This is a genomic window from Cellulophaga baltica (genome assembly GCF_900102165.1).
Classification (GTDB): Bacteria; Bacteroidota; Bacteroidia; order Flavobacteriales; family Flavobacteriaceae; genus Cellulophaga; species Cellulophaga baltica.
In genome coordinates, this window is sequence record NZ_FNBD01000017.1 from 46,667 (window position 1) to 55,823 (window position 9,157).

General features: G+C 38.5%; 1 protein-coding gene and 1 tRNA gene. Both read left to right on the forward strand.

Translation table 11 applies throughout. The features are described from left to right. The first annotated feature begins 103 nt into the window (after positions 1–103). Positions 104–8,626, forward strand: a complete 8,523-nt coding sequence (locus BLQ19_RS19300; RefSeq protein ID WP_254788446.1) for a T9SS type B sorting domain-containing protein — start codon at positions 104–106, stop codon at positions 8,624–8,626. A gap of 127 nt (positions 8,627–8,753) precedes the next feature. Continuing rightward, positions 8,754–8,828: transfer RNA gene (locus BLQ19_RS19305), tRNA-Pro, on the forward strand. The last annotated feature ends 329 nt before the right edge of the window (positions 8,829–9,157 follow it).

A 9,157-nucleotide genomic window follows, 5' to 3' on the forward strand; every position in this document is an offset into this window, starting at 1 on the left:
ACAATTTTCACAAATAACCTACGTAACTATGCTATCCAAAAAATCAAGAAAATCTTGGTACTTTTTAGTACTACTTGTTTTCTTTTTCGTTTTCTCTTCAATATTGGCTGAGACCAAAATTTTTAACTATATCGGTGAATTCTCTGCGGATATAGTTTCTTCTATTGAAGAAAGTTTTACTAAAAAGGAAGCTCAAGACCAGAATCAATCACAACTTAATTCTGAACAAACAGGAAATGCTCTCGCAGCAGCACCTTTCTTTGCAACCGTCGTAGCAAATGCAGATGAAACCGTAACCTGTTCAAATGACGGAGCTACTTTAGCACGTTTTAATTTATGCGGTAATTTTGATACGCGTGTAATTGTATTAGACCAGCCGTATGGTTCATATTCTTGGGAACGCTTAACGGTAGGGTCTTGTTCTAGTTTTAATGCAGATGTGCAATGTCCTACTTATACCTGTTCAGGATCATGGGCGTCAGCAGGATCGGGAGCTACATTAACGATAGATCCAAATTCAATCCCAGCAGGTACAGGAGCAGAATTTAGAGTAAGTGTTAATGGAGGTACTCCATACTATATTAAGGTAAAGAAAAGTACCATTAGTCAAACATATGTAAAGCGCGATTATATTTGTGGCGTTGCAGGTAGAATACAAGTAACTAATTTATCTAGTGCCTATGAGTATGCCATTAATGATGGTGGTGGTTTTGGCGCATGGCAAGGGGCAATCTTTGATGATTTAACACCAGGTATTTATACCGTTAAGGCTAGATTAAAAAATACGCCAAATACCTGTGAGTATCCATACGAGCCAATAGAAATAGAATCTAGAGAAATAGATATTGATGTTACGGTGGGTGATGCTCAATGTTTTGGAGAAAATGGTAGTATTTCGGTTCAGGTAAACGATGTTCCTGGTCCTTATAAATATACCTTATTAGATAGTAGTGGAATTCCACAAGAATTTACGTCGTTTATTGCGAGTGATACTTATAATTTCGCTGCGGTAGGTTTTGGTACTTATAGTGTGCAAGTAGAAACACAACAATGTAAAGCAGATATCGCCAATGGTATTTCTGCTCCTAGACAAGATTTGGACACTAGCGGAAATCCTATTGTTATTGGAGATGGTTTGGTTGCTTTGTCAGCCTCTACTGAAGTAAATAGTAGCTTTGGTTGTGCAGATATTACGAGTGTAGATGTAATTGTGCGTACTTCAGGTGGTGCATCACCTTACACATTTACTGTAAATGGTGGCGCCACAGTGAGTCCGTCATATACAGGACAGACCACCTATACGGTTACGGCTTCGGGTGATTACAATTTTTTAATTACAGATAGCAATGGCTGTACCATAACGGCTTCAGCAAACGTAAAAGAATTAACCCCACCTGTGGTTTCGGCTTCAGGTGTAGATGGTACTTGTACCAATGGCGGGGCTAAAATAAATTTCAATGTCACCGATGCTAAAGGATATAATTTGTCTTTTAGAACGCAAACAACAGATCCTTGGGTAGCTTCTACTCAAATTTCAGTAGTAGATGGTACTTATAATAACTTAGAAGTTAGGTATGAGCAGGGAAGCTTTTCTTGTACTATGACTTTACCCTCAGTATCCGTAACAAGTGATGCTAGTATTACGGGAACAGCAACAAAATTAGGAGATGAAACGTGTGATGGAATAGGAGGCACCGACGGCGGTAGCATTCAATTTGGAGCAGCAGGTGGCGGTTCTGGTAGCGGATATGAATATAGTGTAGATGGTGTTAATTTTACCACAACACAACTCTATTCTGACTTAGCAGCAGGAACGTATACACCTATCATAAGAGATAACAGTGGTTGTAGATTAGAACTGACGCCAATTGTAATAGATCAAGTAGATCCACCAACAAATTTAGATTTTCTTCAAAGTAATATTAATTGTGCTTCTGGAACAACAGATCTTCAATTAACACCTACGAGTGGTGTAGCTATAACCAATTATAGTATTATAAGTCCTAGTACTGTAAATAATGGAGGTAGTAATACGTTCACAGGGTTAAGTACGTCTACAACGTATACGTTTAGAATTACAGATGCTAACGGGTGTATTTATACAGAAAGTTTTACTCCAGTAGTTATCAGCTCAATTAGAGCACGTGCAAAAGCAGGAGGAGATCTAAAAGTGTGTAATGGTGCTAGTGATGGTAGTGGCGCATTTATTATTGATGGATTTAGTACTAATTATACTTACCAAATAAATGCAGAACCTGTTAGTGCTCTACAAAGTGATGCGCAAGTAGATATTTCATCTAGAGGCGCAGGTACGTATACGATTACCGTTACAGATGGTGATACAGGTTGTACAGATACCGCTTCAGTAACTGTAGAAGAATCTGCAGCAATTACCTTAACACCAACAGTAACAGCCATGAGTTGTGCTAATGGTAATATAGGCCGTGTAGTAGCAAATACTACAGGGGGGTGGGGTAGCTATAGATATACTTTAGAAAGTCCGAATGGCGCAATAACAGGACCAACGTCTAATAGAACCTTTGGTAATTTAACGCAGGCATCAACGCCAACTACACCTTATATTTTATCTGTAGAAGATGCAGAAGGTTGTACTACTACATTTGAATTTCAATTAACACCACTTACTTCTCCAACTATTTCTATAGCATCTTCAAGTTTATGTTATGAGCCTGTTGCCGGAGCTTCTGCTACCGTAGCAGCTACTGGAGGAGGAGGTAGTTATGAATATAGAATTAATAATGGCACCTATCAAGCGAGTCCAAGTTTTGCAAACTTAACTCCAGGTACGCATACTTTTGAAGTAAGAGATGCCAATAACTGTACAGGTACCGTACAGCTTACCATCAATGCACAATTAAGAGTGAGCATTGCTGTAGAAACGGAGATTCCTTGTGGAGGAGCGCCAGGAGAAATCCGCGTGAATATTTCTAATGGCTATTTATCTAATGCATCGCCAAAGCAATACCAAGTGAGTGCTGATAATGGAGCTACTTTTGGAGCCTTCCAACCATTTACTTCAAATTCATTCTTATATCCTGTAACAGCAGGAGGAGATTATATCTTTAGAGTATCAGATAATGAAGGTTGTATTGCGGTTTCTGAGCCTTTAGAGGTAGAAGATCCTGCAAATATTATAGCAACTGATTCGGTAATACCAGCAAGTTGTGGGGATCCAAATAGTGGAGGAGTACAAATTATTCCTGATGCCACAAGTGGAATACCTCCTTTTGAAATTGATTTTGGAAACACAGGAACATATACATCTCAAACTGTATATACAGGATTAACTGCAGGAAGTACGTATGATTATACCGTACGTGATGCAAGAGGTTGTGTTACTTTAGGAAACTCAGTAACCATTCCAACAGCAATTAGTGCTGCTCCAGAAGCAACGGTAACGGCAACCAATACTACTTGTAGCCCGGCGGGAGTTAGTTCAGGAACTATTGAAATTACCGGTGTAACTAATGGTACTCCAGAGTTTACCTATATTGTTTATAATAGTTTTGGAGTAGAAATTTTAAGAGTAGGACCAACAACAAGTACGGTGGAAACAATTTCAGATCCATTATTAGTTGCCGGAGATTACACGGTTAGAACCGTAGATGCTTTAGGCTGTAGTGATGTAGATGCGGTAACCATAGAACAATTAGATGTTTCTGTGGTGCCCGATCCTGTTCCTACTCCTGTATGTAATGTAGCAGGTTTTTCTAATACGGTAACAATTATTGGAGGAACAGGACCATTCTTAATCCGATTGGCTAGTGATACCGCTGCACCAGTTGCTCCAAATGTGCCTCCAAGGAGACATACATTTAACGGAATGCAATTTGGAGTTACCTATATTGTAGAAATTACAGATACAGCTACGGGATGTATTTATTTTGAAGAAATTCCTCCTATTGCAGGACCAACACCTTTAGATATTGTAGCAACATCGCCTACGGCATTTTGTGATGATGCAGGGAATGGTAGAACAGAATTTACAGTAACCGAATTTACAGGACCTAATATTACGATAGATTTAATAGATCCATTGACAGATACTGTTTTACAAACAGATGCTCAAACAGGATTAACTGGTGGAGTAGGATCTTCATATTCCGGAGCTTTTGATATTGCGCCAGGCAGATATACCATACGGGTAACCGATGCTGATACGTGTACAGATGCCACGATTATAGATGTTATATTAAACATGCCTAATCTTGATATTGTTTCCAATATACCAGCAAACTGTAACGCCTTAGGTCAATTGACTGTGCGTGGTAGTGGCGGTGCAGGCGGACCTTATAGTTACGCATTTGTACCTGCAGGAACTACTCCAGATAAAGATGGAACATTAACTCCAGGTGATACTTCAGATGACTTTACGACCGCCAATACGGCAGTATTACCAGGTAGTTTAGCCGGTATTGCTTATGATATTTGGGTGATTGATTCTAGAGGATGTACGTTTAACGTATCCGAAGATATCATCTTATTACAACCACCATTACCAGCACCAATAGCAATTGTAAATAATCAGTGTGCAGCAACAGCTTCATCATTTGATATTACAGTGACTATGCCGGCAGCTACAGATGCACCAAACTTTACCTTAAATGGAGAAAGTCAGTTTGGCGTATTCAATGCTACAGATAATGTATGGGAAGCACATTATACGGTAAATACGCCAGGTTCTTATCCTATTAGTGTTGTAGATGCTAATGGATGTACGGGTGTAGGTACTGCAGATGTTTATGAGTTCTTATCAGGAACAGGTGAGTTTACTGCTATACCATTATGTAATAATAACGATGGTACGATTGAAATAACAACCAATGGAGGTAGTGGTAATTTTACTTTTGAATTACAAGATGATCTTGGAAATCCTATTGGTGGCGTTCCAGTAAACGCAACAGGAATTTTTGTAAATCAAAGTCCAGGAGAATATCGAGTGTTAATTACAGATGATATTGTTGGAGATGGTACCCGTTTGTGTACCACTTTAGTGCCTGTAAATTTAGATATCGCTGTTCCTCCATTAATTGATAGTCAGTTTTCAGATGATATTAGTTGTAGTGGCGCTAATGATGGTAGCATTACCATTATTTTACAATCAGGAACAGATGTAGACGGGCCTATTGATTATATTTTAAGAAATACAGCTACAGCTGCGGAAGTTACTAGAAATAATTCTGGAGTATTCAATGGTCTTAGCGAAGGTACGTACCAAGTTGAGGTATTGACAGAGCGAAACTGTAGTGTACTTTCTAGCGTATTTACGATAACAAATCCAGATGTATTTGAAATAACAGCATCCAACACAGATTTTACCTGTGAAATTGGTGCCAACCGTTTTAGTTCTTCTGTAATTACAGTAAATATTGTAAGTGTAGGTACAGTAGGGAGTGGATATCAATACAGTATTTCGGGGTATGAAAATTACCAAGATTCAAATACTTTTGAAATTATTGATAATGGATCTCCACAAGTAATTACCGTGTATGCCATAGACGGTAACGGGTGTAGAGATGAATTTACGCTACCAGCGATAGCACCACCGTCTGAAGTGCAAAGTGTTTTAACTGTACAGTCTCCTTTAAATTGTGAGGATCCTGAAACGGTAAGAATTACCATAACAGGTACTACGGACTTTACGATAGAAACAACTTCGGCAGTAGCTGTAGCAGATGTTACAAACTCAGGAGGAAATCAATTTGTAGATATTAATTTACCTGCAGCTGGTGAGTACTTATTTGTAGTACGTGATAATGTTACCGGATGTTTATATCCAATGCCAAGACATGATGTGGTGGATCCAATAAATCCACTTGCAACAATTTCTGAAGCAAAACCAGTACAATGTTTCGGAGATTCTAATGGAGAACTATTCATAAGTGTCATAAACTATACAGGAGTATATGAGTATACAGTATATAGAAGTGACGATTTAACACAGTCGACTCCAATAACAACAGGTACTTTTGATACGGCTAATTTCCCAGATGCTGTAACAGGCGAGGATGCGCGTATTACTGGTTTACCAGGTGGAAATTTCTATGTAAGGGTTAGAGCATTAGATGTTCCTAAATGTATTGATGATAGTAATGTTACTAATATTCGTACACCAAACGGAGCTTTACAAGTGCCATCTGTAGAAATAGACAATGTAAGTTGCGAGAATAACACGGGTAAAATTGTATCTACAGGCCAAGGTGGATGGGATTCATCACCTTATAACTATAGATTATTGAGAGAAGATGCTGCGGGAACTGTAGTTGTTGGGGGCGTTAATTATACAGAAGTTGTCCCTTATGGTTTGGCTAATGAATTTGAAAATTTATCTAGCGGCGATTATCGCGTAGAAATACAAGATGTAGAGTTATGTTCTAATTTCTTTGATACCACTTTAAACCCAATTGATCCTATTGTTGTAGGAATTAGAGAGCCGCAAGGTTTAGTTTGTCCTGATGGTAATGATGCTGTTTTAGAGGCTTATGATACCACTACAGGAGATAGTGTAACCGCTACGGCTGGTGCTAGTGGTGGTGTTCCTGGAGCAGGCTATAAATATCAATTGTTGTACTTAAATAGTGATGATAATACAGATATAAGTTCTAGAAGTGGTTTACAAGATACTCCAACATTTGACGGTGTTGCTGGCGGATTTATAAGTGAAGGATGGTACGCTATAGAAGTTTCTTCTAGCTATGCATGTGTGGGTGTATCTATCCCTTATTATGTAGTGGCACCACCACCATTGGATCCTAAATTAGTTCAAGTGACCGCACCTGGTTGTGGTGGCGATGGTCAAATGAGGTTAAGTGTAGAAAACCCTCAAGCAGGATTTACGTATGAATATCGCTCTATTGATGCCTTAGCAACAGATCCTTTTATTCCAATGTCAGGAACGTCTGTTCTAATTGATGGCGGTCAAGGTTTCTATCAATATGATGTGCGTAAAGTTGGTGGAGCAGGAGCTTGTACAAGTTTACGATCTGAAGGAATTACTTTGGTAGATGCTCAGGCAATTGATTTAGTAGCAAACTTACCAGATGATATTTCTTGTGCGACAGAAAATGATGGTAGAATAGAATCATTCTCTTCTGGAGGTGTGGGTAATGAAATGTATACTTTATACTTAGGAGACCCAACGCCATTAGGATCACCATACACAGGGTTTAATCCTGATCCAGCGGCAACCGTAGTTAGAGCGGCACAAACCGATGGTACTTTTGAAGGCTTAGCAGATGGTACGTACTACATTGCTGTGGTAAGCGGACTTACCTGTTATGATGTTGAAGGACCATTAGTAATTAGAAGACCGGAAGCTATCGTCTATACTATTACGACGACCAATGTATTGTGTAATGGGGATGATAACGGAACCATAACTGTTGAGGTACTTAGTGGTGGTGAAGGCTTATTACAATTTGCTATCAATCCTAACTTTAATGAGTTCTTTAGTGATCCAGCAAACCCTGGAGTATATACTTTTGAGAATTTAGCAGCAGGATCTGATTATGAAATCTTAATTCAAGATACGCAAGGATGTGGTGAGTTAGTATTAGTGTCACCAATTACGGAACCTGAGCAGTTAGCTATTTCAGATGTGGTAACACAACCAGAAATATGTTTAAATGCCTATGATGGAGAAGCTAGATTAACTATCACAGGAGGTACGCCTTTTACAGATGCACTTACTTTTGCTCAGTATTATGAAACAAGAATAGAAGGTATAAATATTCCTTTACCAGACCCTGCAGATCCAACAGAAGGATTTGTGAGAAATGACGACTTGATATTCCCTAATTTACAAGGGGGAGAATCATACACTATATATGTTCGTGATTTCAATAACTGTACAACAGAGAGAGTCGTAAATGTTGGGCTGGGTGTTAATTTAGAATCAGAAGCTATCCCACAATACGGTTGTGAAGGTATTTTCCCGAACAGTACCGTCACTGTAGAAATGACAGATACCTCTATTATATCAGAATTGTTATTTAGTTTAGATGTAGATGATATGACCCTAGCTACAAGTACAAGAACCTTTGGAGATTTACCAGCAGGAGATCATACGGTATACATTTATCATAGTAATGGTTGTATGGATCAAGTAAGTTTCACTATTGATGCGTACATGCCATTAACCTTATCGGTTACGAAGACAGGACCAGATGAAATTACAGCTGTTGCCACTGGTGGATATGGAAACTATGAGTATTCTTTCCAAGGGCAATCTCAGGGTGCAGACAATACATTTAACCTTATTGTAGATGCTACTGTAGATGTTCGTGTAGAAGATGAAAGAGGTTGTGTTGCCTTAGTGAAAATACCATTCAACTTTGATTCAATGGTAGATATCCCTAATTTCTTTACTCCAAATGGTGACGGTGAAGGAGATACATGGGCACCTACTAATCGTGAATACTTCCCATATATTGATGTGAAAATTTATGATCGATATGGTAGAGTAGTGGCCGTTCTTGATCAAGTTAAATCTTGGGACGGAATGTATGAAGGCAATGAGTTACCAACTGGAGATTACTGGTATGTAGTCAATGCAAATGATGCTGATAAACAACAGTATGTAGGTCATTTTACCTTATACAGATAAGCCTTAATTTATAGGAATAAAAAAGACATCTAGAAATAGATGTCTTTTTTTTGTTTTTATAGCTTGTTATGTTAAGTATTGTTGTATATTTGCAGTCCGAAAATAAGGATGTTTAAGACATCATTTTCGGGGTGTAGCGTAGCCCGGTTATCGCGCCGCGTTTGGGACGCGGAGGTCGCAGGTTCGAATCCTGCCACCCCGACGAACCTAGAGATAGGTTGTATTAAAACACTGTTAATCGTATGATTAACAGTGTTTTTCGTTTTTAAGGGTATCAGATGATATCAAAGAATAACAGATAAAAGGTGTGCAATTAGGTGTGCACACTTTAAGCCTAATTGTCGTAAATTTAAGGAGCATTTAAAAGCAATTTGACTTTCGTTTTTTCAAAATAATGTCAAACTAAAACCTTTAAAAATGCAGACAAACAGCACTTTTTCCGTTATTTTCTTCACAAGAAAATCAAGAAGTACATCGAATAAGTTATCGATCTATGTTCGTATTACCGTAAGTGGAGGACGTTCAGAAATT